Source organism: Pseudoruegeria sp. SHC-113 (assembly GCF_025376885.1).
GTDB lineage: Bacteria > Pseudomonadota > Alphaproteobacteria > Rhodobacterales > Rhodobacteraceae > Pseudoruegeria.
Genome location: NZ_JAHUBR010000001.1, coordinates 1,011,356 through 1,026,820, shown reverse-complemented (window position 1 = coordinate 1,026,820; position 15,465 = coordinate 1,011,356). Strand labels below are relative to the sequence as shown.

Sequence of the window (15,465 nt, the reverse complement as noted above, 5' to 3'; positions counted from 1 at the left end):
TCTGAGGTACGCACCTCATTTTTCTCGACAGCGGTGGGAAGGATGGGCAATATGTGCTTGTAAACTTGACAAGAATGCCCTGCGCCTGTTTCTGGCGGCGCGCATCCCGGCATGGGGCAAAATGGTTAACAAACTGTAAATGGAAGAGTGAGCAGCGTGGGAAGGCCAACCGTCAACGACATCGCGAAAGAGGCCGGAGTGAGCCTTGCGACGGTGGATCGCGTGCTCAACGAACGCCCCGGCGTGCGCAAGAAGACGGTAGAGAAGGTCAACGCCGCTATCGCCAAGATCGGCTATGTGCGCGACATCACCGCCGCCAATCTGGCGCGTCGGCGGGAGTATCATTTCGTCTTCGTATTGCCCGATGGCGACAGCCTGTTCCTGCAATCGGTGCGCGACATGGTGAACGAGGTCGCCACGCTCTCCCGGCTGGACCGCACGCGGGTGACGATCCTGCCCGTGCCCGGCCATGACCCGCATCAGATCGCCGCGCGGCTCGATGAACTGGCCAGCCAAGCGGTGGATGGCGTGGCGATCCTGGCGCCGGAAACCCCGCCCGTGCGCGATGCGATCCGCCATCTGAAGGAACAGGACCGCGCGGTGGTGACGCTGGTCTCGGATCAGCCGAACTCCGACCGGGATCATTTCGTTGGCGTGGACAACGTGCAGGCCGGGCGCACGGCGGGCGCGCTGATGGGGCGGTTTCTAGGCCCCGGTGCGCATCGTGTGATGGTTCTGGTGAATTCCATGCAGGCGCGCGACAGCCTTGAGCGGCGCTTTGGCTTCGATCAGGTCATGGCCGAGTCCTTCCCCGAGATCACCGTGCTGCCCTCGCTCGAAGGCCGGGACGACATGGCCTATATCGCCGCGCTTTTGCCCCGCGCGCTGGAAGGGCGCGGCGATGTGACGGGGCTCTACGTGATGGGCGCAGGCAACCGTGAGGTCAGCCGGGTACTGAAGGCAGTGGGGCTTTCTCAGCAGGTGACGGTGATCGCCCATGAACTGACGGACTCCACAAGGCGTGGGCTGGAAAGCGGCGTGGTGGATGCGGTGATCACGCAGAACGTGGGCCATATCGTGCGCAGCGCCATCCGCGTGCTGCGCGCCACCTGCGATGGCACGCAGATCATCGAAGCGCAGGAAAAGATCCGGTTGGAGATCGTCATCCGCGAGAATCTGCCCTAGGACAGGGGGATCACCTTACCGGAGCCGCCCATGCATCCTGCCGCCTTCAGTCTCACCGGAAAAACCGCCCTGATCACCGGGGCCACCAGCGGGCTTGGGTTCGAGATTGCAAAGCTCTTTGCCCGGCAGGGTGCGCATGTTTTGGTGAATGGCCGCAGCCCAGAAAGCTGCGCGCTTGCGATGTCGGGCATCGAGGGCCACGCCCGCCCCCTGCCCTTTGACGCCACATCGCCTGAGGCCATCGAAGCCACCATGGCGCAGTTTACGCCGGGCGGGCTGGACATCCTTGTCAACAACGTCGGGCTACGTGACCGCCGGGCGCTCGCCGATTTCAACGCCGCCGATGTGGCGCGGCTGATCAACGCCGATCTTGTGGCGCCCTTCCTGCTGGCCCAACAGGCGGCGCGGCTGATGGTAACGGGCGGCACGCGAGGGCGGATTATCAACATCTCGTCGATTGCCGGGATCATCGCCCAGAGTGGCGATGCGGCCTATACATCGGCCAAGGCCGGAGTGAACGGGATGACGAAAGCTCTGGCGGCAGAGCTTGGCCCTCACGGGATCACCGTAAACGCCATCGCGCCGGGCTTTTTCCGCACCGCCCCCAATGCGAAAGCCGCGCAGGATCCGAAGATACAAGCGCGGCTGGAAGCGGCAACCGCGCTCAAGCGCTGGGGCGAGCCGCCAGAACTGGCCCCGGCGGCGCTGTTTCTGGCTTCTGAGGAAGCCTCTTATGTGACGGGGCAGGTTCTGGCCGTGGATGGCGGCTACACGAGCCATTACTAGGGTGAAGCGCCCCTTTGCCCGGCGGCACGCCGGGCAGCCCCCGACCGCCCCCAACGGGCAGGGTCAGCCCTTCTCAACCTTTCTCCTAAGCCTTCACCTTCACGCTCAGAAGCTCCAGCGTGTAGCCCAGTACATGGGCCACGGACACAGCCCCGTAGCCGCGCCGCTTGATCCGGGGCACGGTGTTCTCATGGTAGATCATCACCGGATCGTTGAACCGCGCGGCCCAGCTGTTCTTGAAGATGAACCAGCCCCCCGCCACGCTGCCCGGATCAGGCTGGTAACCGGTGATACAGACAACATGGCCTGACACGACCTCCTCCGGATCCACCAGATCGGGCTCGTTCACCGGGCCCATCACGCGGCCGGTGTTCATCGTCCGGCTGTTGGTCCAGTTGTCCAGCGCGCGGTTGCCCTTGTAGCCAAAGACGGGTAGGCCCACGGCCACCGGGCGGCCTGCCGCCAGCTCTTCATAGATCGTGTGCGCCACGTCGAAATCCGGGCCTCGGCCCTCGAAATCATCGTAGATCACGGTTTCGAACCGATGCGCCTTGGCATCGTCCCACGCCGCCTGCGAAGGCCGGCGCATCAGCGTGGCCGGGTTGAGCACATAGGGGGCGTATTTCTCGCGACAGGCCCCGAGATCGGCCAGAACGCGCTTGGCCTGCTCAAGCTTCGTCGCCCCAAGATCGTAGTAGGGCATCCCCGGATCGGGCGTGTAGCCTTCCTCCTTGCGCATGCACCAATACAGGAACTCCGGCGAGAAGCTCTCGAAACTGCCGCAGGCCTTGGCCTGCGTGAACTCCGCCAGCGCCGCCGCCGCAAAGGCCGTGCAGGTGCCGCGCCGCCACTGATCGCGGGCGGGCCAGTCCATGCCGTCCACCAAATCGATCGCGGCGCGATCATCCAGCGGACGGGTGGCGTTGAACGTATCAAGCACGCCCTGCGCATAGCCTTGCGCGCAGATGGCGGCCGTCACCGTGGGCGAGGGCAGCCCCCCGCCGGTGCCGAAATCATTGTCCAGAATATCGCGGCCCATGGCTCATGCATCCTTTGCCAGATCATTGGCCAAATCCCGCGCGATCTGCTTGGAGACATTGGGCGGACCGTCCAGCTCGCCGGAATCCTTCAGTGGCAGCGTGGAGGCCACATCCACCCATTCCGCCTTCGCCGCCGTGATCAGATCCTGCAGCGGGGCAAGCTGCGTCAGGTAACGCTCATAGACTTCCTGCGCCAGACGCTCGCCCTCATCGGAATCCGAGCCGAAATGCACCCCGGCCACCTCGCGGTTGTGGGCGATGCGATCGGCCATGGAGCGGATGTAGGGGAACATCACGTTGTCCTTCTCGCCGGGCAGCACGGCGGCCAGAAGCTGCATCACGAGGAAAGACTGCGTGGCATGGCCGCTCGGGTAGGAGGGATGGCGCGGCGTGGGGATGGCGGGCATGATCGCCGGGAACACCTGGCTCGGCCGGGCGCGCTTCCACTTGTGCTTGAAATGCATCGCCACAACGGTGCCGATCATCATGCCGCAGGCGATCAGCTCGGCGGTGCGCGGGCGGTTGTTGGCCCCCGCCATCAGAAGGTTGGACCAGTAGAGCTCCGAGCCATCCACCTGCGCGAGGATCTCGCCCACGCGCTGGCCGCGCAGGTAATTGCGCTCATGGATCAGCTTCTGGATCTCGGCCTCGATGGCGGCCGCCGAATTGTCAGGCGCGGTGCCCTGAATGCCGGTGGCGGGATCGTCCCAATCCGTCTTGCAGAACTTGTTGACGATCAGCTGCGCCTTCAGGCTCGCCGCCCAGGCTGCTTCCGGGAATTCCACATCGGTGATCATCGCGAAGGGCTTGTCGTCGACGTTGCTCAGCGAATCCACGATTGGAATATGCAGGGGCGCGCCGCCAATGGCGTAGGGGCTTGTGGACACGCCCCCGTTGACCCCGCCGTTGACGCCGCCGTTCACGCCACCATTCACCCCGCCGTTAACACCTCCGTTAACGCCGCCATTCACACCGCCGTTCAAATATCCGACCATCGTCGTCTCCCTGATTTATAGCACGTTTAAAAATGAACACGTGTGAGGCGAGTGTGATCCAATCGTTAAAGGTTAAGCCCCACGCTCAATCCAGCCCCGCATCCCGTAGGACAGTCACATAGCGCTGCCCCACTTTCGGATCGTCAAAGGGTTGGTTTTCCTGAAATTTCTGAAGGGAATAGTCGGGATCGAGCCGCTTCATCACGGCCACGAGCTCCTGTGCTTCGCCGGTGCGGCCCGTTTCCATGAGCGAGGCCGCCGTCATCCGCAGGTTTGACGTGTAGGAGGGGTTCTTCTCGTAGCTGTCCAGCCCAAGCCGCGCGGCTTCCTCGTAGTTGCCTTCCACATATTGCGCGATGCTGAGGAAATGCTCGTAGCGGAACATGAAGGGATCCTGCGGCGAAAGCGTCATCGCGCGCTGCCCGTTCTGCACCGCAAGAGCGGCCTGCCCCTGAAAGGCGAAGGTCGGCACCGTCCAGAGCAGGGTTTCAGCGTCGCTGGGGGAATGCTCCAGCGCCCGCTCCAGCATCTGGTGAGAGACAGAGCGCGCCCCGCCGTGGATGGCGCGGTTGTGGGCATACATCGCCAGCGCGCGGCCGCTTTCGCCGCTCAGGCGCAGTGCCTGCGAGGCGGCGTCTTCCAAGGCGCGCCAATCCTTGCCCACATCGGAGGACCAGCCCTGCCCGAGGCTGATCGAATACCAATCCGTCAGGGCGATGAAGGTGGGGGCGAAGGTCGGATCCTTTTCCGCCGCCATCACCAGCAGATCGCGCGCTTCGCCGAAGCTTTCGCGGTTGAGCCGGAAGGCCAGCTCCTTAGCGCGCAGGGTCAGGTGATAAGCGGAAAGATCGGCCGGTTTGAAGCCGTTGGTACGGCGCAGTTCGGCCGTTTGCACGGAGGGCTGCAGCCGGTTGGCGATAGAGCCCGCGATATGGCTCTGGATGTCAAACAGCTCGTTCTCGCTGGCGGTATAGGTCCGCGCCCATTCCACAAGCTCGGTGCCCACTTCCACCAGTTGCACCGAGATATGATAGCGCTGATGCGCGCGGCGGATGCTGCCGAAGACCGTGTAATTGGCCCCAAGATCCCGCGCGCGATCCTGCGCGGAGCGCTCGCGCAGGTTCACCCCGCGCGTGGAGTTGGAGGACAGAACCCGCGGCTCCTTCAGGGAGGCGAGCATGCAGACGGTATCCTCAAGGATGCCATCCACGAAGTAATCCGGCACGTCATCCGGGCCGAGGTTCTGAAAGGGGAAAACCGCCAGCCGGGGCGGGCCGTTTTGGCCCAGCGGCGCGGCGGGGCCGGCTGGACCGGCAGTCGGGGCGGCAGGCGCGGGAGATGGTTCAACGCTGAACTCTCCCATTTTGATCTTCACCGCCAGATCCTGCGTCTGGGGCGAGGGCTCGATGTCCATCTCCTCTTCCAGCCGCTGGAAGAGCGCATCATAGGCCTTCAGCGCCTCGCGCGTCTCGCCCTGCCCGGCCGAGATCGCCATGACCACACGACAGGCTTTCTCGTTGTAGGGATCGAGCCGCAACAAGATGCCGGCGGCCTTAAGGCGGATGTCTTCCGCGGCTTGCCCGGGTTCGATCAGCTTGCCGAGCCGCTCGGTCAGTTGCTCTTCAAACACGCGCCGCATCTCGCGCAGCCAGCTATCAAACTCGCTTCCGATGCCGTCCAGCCCACGGAAGAGCAGGTCGGGGAGTTCCGGGTTGGCCTGCAGAACGTCCGGCAGCTGGCCCGCCGCCAGGTCATCCATCAGTGTGACGGCATCGATGGAAGTGTTTTCGAGATCCAGCCCAATGGTTTCCCGGTCGATCGCCACCAGCGGCTCGGCGGGGCCGGTGAACGCCTTGCGCACATCCGACAGGATCTGGCGCAGCGAGTTGCGGGCAGCGGCCTCAGACACGTCCTCCCACAGTAGCCCGGCCACCACACTGCGCGGAAAACGGTGCGGGGCAACGAGTGCCAGATAGGTGAGCAATGCCAGCGCCTTGCGCTTGCCCGTCAGAACAGCCTCTCCGGAAAGGCGAATTTCAACATCCCCGATAACCGAGATTTGCAGTGTCTTCTGCACAGTTCGCCTGCTGCCCTAACAAAATAACTTGATCGGACGGTAAAGAACGCAGGAAGGTAAAGCAAATGCCAGATGGGGGGACACAGACAGATTCTGAGAGTTTTTCGCTCTTGTGCCGGTGTCTGATCATCGGATGGCGCGGATACGAATCCGGCCCGCTTTGACCGGGCCGCCCCGCCAAGGAACGCGCAAAAAACCGCCGATCAAGGAGGTATCGGCCGAGGCTTTCCGCTACGGAATGCAGCAGGCGGAAGCGCAACGGTATGAAAATAAAGGGAATATATTTAATTTAAGGTTAAACCATTCCCCTGACGCATGGCTGCCATGCCCCCAGAGCCCTGCCATGCGCCCCCGTGTTACGCTATGGAATGCCAAATACGTCAGCCCTTTTGACTGTTAAACATTAAACGACCCGGAGGAGATCATGGCCAGAACAGCACTTGTCACCGGCGGCACACGCGGCATCGGCGCCGCCATCGCGAAGAAACTGAAAGCCGAGGGCTACAACGTCGCCGCCACCTATGGCGGCAACGATGAGGCCGCGAAAGCCTTCACCGCCGAAACCGGCATCGCCACTTTCAAATGGTCTGTCGGCGACTACGAGGCTTGCAAAGAAGGCATCGCCAAGGTCGAGGCCGAGGTTGGCCCCGTCGACGTGCTCGTCAACAACGCCGGCATCACCCGCGACGCCCCCTTCCACCGCATGACGCCCGAACAGTGGCACGAGGTGATCGACACCAACCTCACCGGCGTGTTCAACATGAGCCACAACGTCTGGGGCGGGATGCGCGAGCGCAAGTTCGGCCGGATCGTGACGATCTCCTCCATCAACGGCCAGAAAGGCCAGTTCGCCCAGGCCAACTACGCCGCCTCGAAAGCCGGCGACATCGGCTTCACCAAGGCGCTGGCCCAGGAAGGCGCACGCGCAGGCATCACCGTGAACGTGATCTGCCCGGGCTACATCAACACCGAGATGATGAGCACGATCCCTGAAAAAGTGATGAACGAGGTTATCCTGCCGCAGATCCCGGTGGGCCGCCTCGGCGAGGCCGACGAGATCGCGCGCTGCGTGGCCTTCCTTGCTTCGGATGACGCCGCCTTTATCACCGGCTCCACCATCTCCGCCAATGGCGGCCAGTACATGGCCTAACCCCTCAAGGGAGGAACAACGACTATGAGTGGTCAGACCCCTGACATCGATCCCGTTGAATCACAGGAATGGCAGGAAGCCATCGAGGATGTGATCGCCCGGGACGGCGCCGACCGCGCGCATTTCCTGCTCGACAAAGCCGTCCAGCAGGCCCGCGCCGCCGGGGCCACCCTGCCCTTCTCGGCAACCACCCCCTACCAGAACACCATCCCGGCAGACGATCAGCTTGAGTTCCCCGGCGACATGGAAATGGAATGGCGCATCCGCACCATCAACCGCTGGAACGCCATGGCCACGGTGGTGCGCCGCAACAAGGAAAGCAGCGAGTACGGCGGCCACATCGCCTCCTTCGCCTCCTCGGCGGTGATGTATGACATCGGCCTGAACCACTTCTGGCGCGCAAAATCCGCGATCCACGGCGGCGATCTGGTGTTCTTCCAGGGCCACGTGATCCCCGGCATCTACGCGCGTTCCTTCATGGAAGGCCGCATCAGTGAGGAAGAGCTTCTGAACTTCCGCTCCGAAGTGGACGGCAAAGGGCTCTCCTCCTACCCGCACCCCTGGCTGATGCCCGATTACTGGCAGTTCCCGACCGTCTCCATGGGCCTTGGCCCGCTGATGGCGATCTACCAGGCGCGTTTCATGAAATACATGCACAACCGCGGCCTGATCGACATGGCCGACCGTAAGGTGTGGTGTTTCCTCGGCGATGGCGAGATGGACGAGCCCGAAAGCCGTGGCGCGATCGACCTCGCGGCCCGCGAAGGGCTCGACAACCTGATCTTCGTGATCAACTGCAACCTGCAGCGCCTTGATGGCCCGGTGCGCGGCAACCACAAGATCGTGCAGGAACTCGAAGGCGATTTCCGCGGCGCGGGCTGGAACGTGATCAAGCTCCTCTGGGGTAAGGGCTGGGACGAGCTGCTGGAGAAAGACACCTCCGGCCGCCTGCGCCAGCTGATGGATGAAACCGTGGACGGCGACTACCAGACGTTCAAATCCAAGGATGGCGCCTACATCCGCGAGCATTTCTTCGGCAAATACCCGGAGACGGCCAAACTGGTGGAAGACTGGAGCGACGAGCAGATCTGGGCGCTCCGCCGCGGCGGCCACGACCCGGAGAAGGTCTATACCGCTTTCAAGAAGGCCACCGAGACCAAGGGCCAGCCCTCCTGCCTTCTGGTGAAAACCGTGAAGGGCCACGGCATGGGCACCGCTGGCGAAGGCCAGAACACCACCCACCAGCAGAAGAAGCTCAACGAAGAGCAGCTGCGCGCTTTCCGTGATCGCTTCCAGATCCCGGTCTCCGACGAGGACGTGGGCAAGGCGCCCTTCGTTTCGCTCAACAACGCGCAGAAGGCCTATCTGGCGGACCGTCGCAAGGCGCTCGGCGGGGCCTTCCCGCAGCGTTTCCACGACACGCCCGCTCTGGACATCCCGGCGCTCGACAAATTCGCCGCGCAACTGAAAGGCACCGGCGATCGCGAGATTTCCACCACGATGGCCTTCGTGCGCATCCTGACAACGCTGCTGCGCGACAAGCAGATCGGCAAGCAGGTGGTACCGATCGTGCCGGATGAAAGCCGCACTTTCGGCATGGAAGGCCTGTTCCGCTCGGTGGGCATCTACAACCCGCTCGGCCAGCTCTACACGCCGCAGGACGCCGACCAGATGTCCTACTACAAGGAGAGCACGGACGGTCAGGTTCTGCAGGAAGGCATCAACGAGGCCGGTGCCATGGCCGATTGGATCGCGGCGGCCACCGCCTATTCCAACCATGGCGTGCCGATGATCCCCTTCTTCATCTACTACTCCATGTTCGGCTTCCAACGGATCGGCGATCTGGCCTGGGCCGCAGGCGACAGCCGTGCGCGCGGCTTCATGCTGGGCGGCACCGCGGGGCGCACCACGCTCAACGGTGAAGGCCTGCAGCACGAGGACGGCCACAGCCACATCCTCGCCGGCACGATCCCGAACTGCATCAGCTATGATCCGACCTTCCAGTTCGAGGTGGCCGTGATCATCCAGAACGGGCTGAAGCGGATGTATGGCGATCAGGAAGACGTGTATTTCTACCTGACCCTGATGAACGAGAACTATGCCCACCCCGACATGCCCATGGGCGCCGAGGAGGGCATCATCAAGGGGCTCTACCGCTTCTCCGAAGTGAAGAAGCCGACGAAGAAACACGTGAACCTGATGGGCTCCGGCACGATCCTCGTGCAGGCGCTGAAGGCCGCGGAGATGCTGAAGGAAGATTTCGGCGTCACGGCCGATATCTGGTCCGCCACCAGCCTCAACGAACTGGCCCGCGACGGTCAGGACGCCGAGCGCCACAACCGCCTGAACCCGCTCGCCGAGCCGAAGAAGGCCTATGTGACGGAAGCGCTGGAAGGCTCCAAGGGCCCGATCATCTGCGCCACGGACTACATGAAGAACTACGCCGAACAGATCCGGGGCTTCATCCCGGACGGCCAGCGCTTCACGGTTCTGGGCACCGATGGCTTCGGCCGCTCCGACAGCCGCGTCAACCTGCGCCGCTTCTTCGAAGTGGACGCCAACCACATCGCCGCTGCCGCGATGGTCGATCTCTACCGCGATGGCGCGGTGACGAAGAAAGATCTCGAAGCAGCCCTCACCAAATACGACATCGACGGCGCTAAGCCGAACCCGCGGCTCGTGTAAGGCCGAAGGAGGAGAACGAAAATGACAATTGAAGTGAAAGTTCCCGACATCGGCGATTTCGACTCGGTCCCGGTCGTCACGGTTCTGGTGAGCGTGGGCGATGTGATCGCCGTGGAGGATCCGATCGTCGAGCTGGAAAGCGACAAGGCGACGATGGAAGTCCCCTCCTCTGCCGCTGGCAAGGTGGTGGAGATCAAGGTCTCCGAAGGCGATACGGTGTCGGAAGGCTCCCTGATCCTCGTGCTGGAAGGCGAGGGCGCTGCCGCCGCCCCCGCAGCGGCTCCGGCCGCCGCGCCAGCTGCTGCCCCCGCCGCAGCGCCTGCTGCCGCTCCCGCTGCTGCCCCGGCGGCGGCTCCGGCCCCTGTTACCGATGCCGGCTTCGGCAAGGCCCACGCGAGCCCCTCCGTGCGCGCTTTCGCCCGCACGCTTGACGTGGACATCGCCAAGGTCAACGGCACGGGCCGCAAGGGCCGCATCCTGCGTGAAGACGTGATGAAAGCTTTCAAAGGCGCCGCCGCACCGGCCGCCTCTGGCGGCGCCGCCCAAGGCGGCATGGGGATCCCGCCGATCCCGGCGGTGGACTTCTCCAAGTTCGGCCCCGTCGAGAATGTGGACATGCCCCGGATCAAGAAGATCTCCGGCCCGGCCCTGCACCGCAGCTGGCTGAACATCCCGCATGTGACCCACAACGAGGAAGCCGATATCACCGATCTGGACGGCTACCGCCGCGAGCTTGACGGCATTGCCAAGCAGGAAGGCTACCGCGTCACGCTGCTGTCCTTCGTGGTGAAAGCCTCCGTCTCTGCGCTCAAGCAGCACTGGGAGGTGAACTCCTCGATCCACCCGGATGGCGACAAGCTGATCAAGAAGGATTTCTACAACATCGGCTTCGCGGCAGACACGCCCAACGGGCTGGTTGTACCTGTGATCAAGGACGCCGACCGCAAGGGCATCATCGAGATCTCCAAGGATCTGATGGAGCTCTCCGCCAAGGCGCGTGACGGCAAGCTGAAGGGCGATGACATGTCCGGCGCGACCTTCACGATCTCCTCGCTGGGCGGCATCGGCGGCACCAGCTTCACCCCGATCGTGAACGCACCGGAAGTGGCGATCTTGGGCCTCACCCGTTCCAAGATGGCACCCGTCTGGGACGGCGAGCAATTCGTGCCGCGCCTGATGCAGCCGCTCTCGCTCTCCTACGACCACCGCGCCATCGACGGCGCGTTGGCCGCGCGCTTCTGCGCCACGCTGAAACACCTGCTCGGCGACGTGCGCCGGCTGATGCTGTGAGGGGGCGCTGAGAGATGGACGTCAAAGTACCCGATATCGGTGATTTCGATTCCGTTCCGGTGGTGAGCATCCTCGTGGCGGTGGGCGACACCGTTGCTGCCGAGGATCCGCTGATCGAGCTGGAAAGCGACAAGGCCACGATGGAAGTGCCGAGCCCGGCTGCGGGCAAGGTGCTCTCGATCGCTGTGGCCGAAGGCGACACCGTGTCCGAAGGCTCGCTGATCCTGACGCTGGAAGCAGAAGGGGGAGCGGCCTCGGAGGCCGTCGAGGCCCCCTCGGCCGCCGCTGCCCCGGCGGCGCCTGCCGCCGTTGCCGCGACAGGCACCGCATCCGGCAAGGGTGATGTGCATGGCGAGGTTGTGGTTCTGGGCTCCGGTCCCGGCGGCTACACCGCCGCTTTCCGGGCTGCCGATCTGGGCAAGAAGGTCGTGCTGATCGAGAAGGATCCCTATCTCGGTGGGGTTTGCCTGAACGTGGGCTGTATCCCCTCCAAGGCGCTGCTGCATGCGGCCAAGGTGATCACCGAGGCCGAGGAAATGGGCGAGCACGGCATCACCTTCGCCAAGCCCAAGACCGACATCGACAAGCTGCGGTCTTGGAAAGAGAGCGTGGTGAAACAGCTCACGGGCGGCCTTGCCGGGCTCGCCAAGGGCCGCAAGGTCGAGGTGGTGACGGGCTACGGCCAGTTCACCGGGCCGAACATGATCGAGGTCGACAACGACGGCAAGAAGACCACCGTCAGTTTTGACAATTGCATCATCGCGGCCGGCTCCGAGCCGGTGGAGCTGCCCTTCATTCCCCATGACGACCCGCGCGTGATCGATTCCACCGGCGCGCTGGAGCTGAAAGAGATCCCGAAACGCCTGCTGGTTCTGGGCGGCGGCATCATCGGGCTCGAGATGGGCTGCGTCTACGATGCGCTCGGCTCCAAGGTGACGGTTGTCGAGTTCATGGATCAGATCATCCCTGGCGCCGACAAGGACATCGTGAAGCCCTTGGCCAAGCGCATCGAGGGCCGCTACGAGAACATCTTCACCAAGACGAAGGTCACCGCCGTGGAGGCCCAGAAGAAGGGGCTGAAGGTCACGATGGAAGGCCCCGACGGGGAGATCGTGGACACCTTCGACATGGTGCTCGTCTCCGTTGGTCGCCGCCCCAATGGCGCCAAGATCAACGCCGCTGCGGCCGGTGTAGCGGTGGATGAGCGCGGCTTCATCGCGGTGGACAACCAGCAGCGGACCGGCGTGCCGCATATCTTCGCCATCGGCGACGTGGTGGGCCAGCCGATGCTCGCGCATAAAGCGGTGCATGAAGGCAAAGTGGCGGCGGAAGTCTGCGCCGGGCACAAGCGCTTCTTTGATGCCAAAATCATCCCCTCCGTGGCCTATACCGATCCGGAAGTGGCCTGGGTGGGCGTGACGGAGAACGAAGCCAAGGCGAAGGGTCTGAAAATCGGCAAAGGGGTGTTCCCCTGGGCTGCGTCAGGTCGCTCTCTCTCGCTGGGGCGTTCGGAAGGCATCACCAAGCTGATTTTTGATGAAAGCGATGATCGCGTGATCGGGGCGGGCATCGTTGGCCCCAACGCCGGTGACCTGATCGCCGAAGTGGCGCTGGCCATCGAAATGGGCGCGGATGCGGTGGACCTCGGCCACACGATCCACCCCCACCCGACGCTCAGCGAAACCGTGAACTTCGCCGCCGAGATGTTCGAAGGCACGATCACGGACCTCATGCCGCCGCGCAAGAAGAAGCACTGAGCGGCGCATCCCAGACATGAGAAAGCCCCGGCCATCGCGCCGGGGCTTTCTGTTTTGCCTTTTGGGGCTCTGCCCCCGCCGCCTTCGGCGTCTCCCCCGAGATATTTGTTGAACAAAGTGGGGCCATCTTCTGACCGAAAATATCCCGGGGGTGCGGGGGCAGAGCCCCCGCTGAAAGTGAAAACGCCCGGTCGAAGGACCGGGCGTTTAACAGTGTGATTTTTGGGTAGATCAGCCGATGATGGCGTTCAGCGTGGCGCTGGGGCGCATCACGGCTGCCGCTTTGGCCGGATCGGTGTGGTAGTAGCCACCGAGATCAGCCGCCTTGCCTTGGGCCGCAGCGAGTTCACCAAGAATGGCTTCTTCTTTCGCGGCCAGATCCGCCGCGATGGGGGCGAAATGGGCGGCGAGTTCGGCATCGTCGGTTTGCGCGGCCAGAGCCTCGGCCCAGTAGCGGGCGAACCAGTAGTGGCTGTCGCGATTGTCGGGCTCACCCACTTTGCGCGAGGGCGAGCGGTTGAAATCGAGGATGCCCTGCGTCGCGGCCTCGGCGGCTGCCCCCAGCACGCCCGCTTTGGCGATGCCTTGGGTATCGGCGAGGAAGTTCAGGCTTTCGCCGAGCGCGCAGAATTCGCCCATCGAATCCCAGCGCAGGTGGTTTTCTTCCACCAGCTGCTGCACGTGTTTGGGCGCAGAGCCGCCGGCCCCGGTTTCAAACAAGCCGCCACCGTTCATCAGCTTCACGATCGAGAGCATCTTGGCGGAGGTGCCCAGCTCGAGGATCGGGAAGAGATCGGTGAGGTAGTCGCGCAGCACGTTGCCGGTGATGGCGATGCTGTCCTCCCCTGCGGTGATCGTCTTCAGCGATTGCGCCGTGGCCTCGCGTGGGGCGAGGATCTGGAACTTCTCGGCCACGCCGGCAGCCTCCAGCGCGGGCTGAACGTATTTGATCAGCTCAGCGTCATGGGCGCGGTTGGCATCGAGCCAGAAGATCGCCTCGGAGCCGGTCAGGCGCTGGCGGTCCATCGCCAGTTCGATCCAGTTCTCGATTGGGGCTTTCTTCACGGTGCAGGCGCGCCAGATGTCGCCCGCTTCCACCTCATGGGCGTGCAGCACGTCGCCGTTGGCGAGCACGATGCGGATGGAGCCATCCGCCGGCGCTTCAAAGGTCGTCGGGTGGGAGCCGTATTCCTCGGCCTTCTGCGCCATCAGGCCCACGTTGGCCACGGCCCCGGCGGTGGCCGGGTTCAGCGCGCCATTGGCTTTGAAGAAGTTGATGGTTTCGTCGTAAACTGTCGCGTAGCAGCGGTCGGGGATCACGCAGTTGGTGTCGCCCTTGGCACCGGTCTGATCCCAGCCTTTGCCGCCCGCGCGGATCACGGCGGGCATGGAGGCGTCGATGATCACGTCAGAGGGCACGTGCAGGTTGGTGATGCCCTTGTCGCTGTCGACCATATACATCGCCGGGCGCGTGGCGGTCACGGCTTCGATGGCGGCCATGATCTCGGGCTCACCCTTAACGCGGGCCAGCAGATCGCCGAGGCCGGAGTTCGGGTTCACACCGAGCGCGGCCAGCTTGTCGCCGAACTGTTCGAACACCGGCGCGAGCCAGGCTTTCACCGCGTAGCCGAAGATGATCGGGTCGGAGACCTTCATCATCGTGGCCTTCATGTGCAGCGAGAACATGGTGCCGTCGGCCTTGGTATCTTCGATGGCCTCGGCGAGGAAAGCAGAGAGCGCCTTGACCGACATGAAGGTGGCATCGGCCACGGTGCCCTCGGCCAGCGGCCAGGCGTCTTTCAGCACGGTCACGCCGCCGTCTTTGGCGACGAATTCGATCTTCGCGTCACCGGCTTGGGCGGCGGTGATGGTGGCGGATTTCTCGTTGGCGTAGAAATCATTGCCCGGCATGGAGCTGACCTTCGTCTTGCTCGTGGCCTCCCATGTGCCCATGGAATGCGGGTTTTTCTGGGCGTAGTTCTTCACGGCCTTGGCGGCGCGGCGGTCGGAGTTGCCTTCGCGCAGCACCGGGTTCACGGCGGAGCCCTTGATGGCGTCGTAACGGGCGCGCACGCTTTTCTCTTCGTCCGTCTTCGGCTCTTCCGGGTAGGCGGGCACGGCATAGCCCTGCGCCTGCAGCTCGGCGATGGCGGCGGTCAGCTGGGGCACGGAGGCCGAGATGTTGGGCAGTTTGATGACGTTGGCGTCGGCGGTTTTCACCAGCTCGCCCAATTCGGCGAGATCATCGGCGATGCGCTGGCCTTCTTCGAGATATTCCGGGAAGGTCGAAAGGATGCGGCCTGCAACGGAAATATCCTTGGTGCCCACGGTGATCCCGGCAGGCGCGGCGAAGGCCTGGATGATCGGCAGGAGCGAGGCGCTCGCCAGTTGGGGCGCTTCGTCTACAATTGTATACAATATGTTCGGCGTCTGTTTTTCTGCCATGTCCCAAAACCTTTCTCGTGCGTTTTAAGAAGTCTCTGTGGCCAGCGGTGGCGGC

At 63.6% G+C, this 15,465-nt stretch carries 10 protein-coding genes; 6 read left to right on the top strand and 4 right to left on the bottom strand.

Translation table 11 applies throughout. The annotated features are described in order from the left end of the window. Positions 1-147: 147 nt before the first annotated feature. Complete coding sequence (locus tag KVX96_RS05070) at positions 148-1,185, top strand: LacI family DNA-binding transcriptional regulator (RefSeq protein ID WP_261193217.1); 1,038 nt, start codon at positions 148-150, stop codon at positions 1,183-1,185. A gap of 30 nt (positions 1,186-1,215) precedes the next feature. Continuing rightward, entirely contained in the window at positions 1,216-1,971 is a 756-nt protein-coding gene (locus KVX96_RS05065) for an SDR family oxidoreductase (protein ID WP_261193216.1), read from the top strand. Between the two features lie 85 nt (positions 1,972-2,056). Here KVX96_RS05065 and KVX96_RS05060 read toward each other — a convergent pair whose 3' ends face one another. The 3 genes from KVX96_RS05060 to KVX96_RS05050 all read right to left on the bottom strand — a co-directional run bounded on the left by KVX96_RS05060 (position 2,057) and on the right by KVX96_RS05050 (position 6,083). Then, positions 2,057-3,010 (bottom strand): hypothetical protein, encoded by a 954-nt coding sequence (locus KVX96_RS05060; RefSeq protein ID WP_261193214.1) that lies wholly within the window; start codon positions 3,008-3,010, stop codon positions 2,057-2,059. Between the two features lie 3 nt (positions 3,011-3,013). Next, positions 3,014-4,006 (bottom strand): phosphatase PAP2 family protein, encoded by a 993-nt coding sequence (locus tag KVX96_RS05055; protein ID WP_261193213.1) that lies wholly within the window; start codon positions 4,004-4,006, stop codon positions 3,014-3,016. Positions 4,007-4,091: 85 nt separating this feature from the next. Further along, complete coding sequence (locus tag KVX96_RS05050) at positions 4,092-6,083, bottom strand: BTAD domain-containing putative transcriptional regulator (RefSeq protein WP_261193212.1); 1,992 nt, start codon at positions 6,081-6,083, stop codon at positions 4,092-4,094. A gap of 424 nt (positions 6,084-6,507) precedes the next feature. Here KVX96_RS05050 and phbB point away from each other — a divergent pair, with 424 nt between their 5' ends. The 4 genes from phbB to lpdA are packed head-to-tail and all read left to right on the top strand — an operon-like array spanning position 6,508 to position 12,965. Continuing rightward, positions 6,508-7,233 carry an acetoacetyl-CoA reductase gene (phbB, locus tag KVX96_RS05045; protein WP_261193211.1) on the top strand — a complete coding sequence of 242 codons (726 nt, stop codon included), beginning with the start codon at positions 6,508-6,510 and terminating at the stop codon, positions 7,231-7,233. A gap of 24 nt (positions 7,234-7,257) precedes the next feature. Next, on the top strand, positions 7,258-9,918 hold the full coding sequence (gene aceE / locus KVX96_RS05040) for a pyruvate dehydrogenase (acetyl-transferring), homodimeric type (RefSeq protein WP_261193210.1): 2,661 nt from the start codon (positions 7,258-7,260) through the stop codon (positions 9,916-9,918). Positions 9,919-9,939: 21 nt separating this feature from the next. Then, on the top strand, positions 9,940-11,208 hold the full coding sequence (aceF, locus tag KVX96_RS05035; RefSeq protein ID WP_261193209.1) for a dihydrolipoyllysine-residue acetyltransferase: 1,269 nt from the start codon (positions 9,940-9,942) through the stop codon (positions 11,206-11,208). A gap of 14 nt (positions 11,209-11,222) precedes the next feature. Beyond that, the gene (gene lpdA / locus KVX96_RS05030) at positions 11,223-12,965 is read left to right on the top strand and encodes a dihydrolipoyl dehydrogenase (protein ID WP_261193208.1); all 1,743 of its coding nucleotides are present in this window, start codon (positions 11,223-11,225) and stop codon (positions 12,963-12,965) included. A gap of 231 nt (positions 12,966-13,196) precedes the next feature. On the opposite strand, the gene KVX96_RS05025 is transcribed toward lpdA, so the two are convergent. Then, positions 13,197-15,410 carry an NADP-dependent isocitrate dehydrogenase gene (locus tag KVX96_RS05025; RefSeq protein WP_261193207.1) on the bottom strand — a complete coding sequence of 738 codons (2,214 nt, stop codon included), beginning with the start codon at positions 15,408-15,410 and terminating at the stop codon, positions 13,197-13,199. Positions 15,411-15,465: the final 55 nt, after the last annotated feature.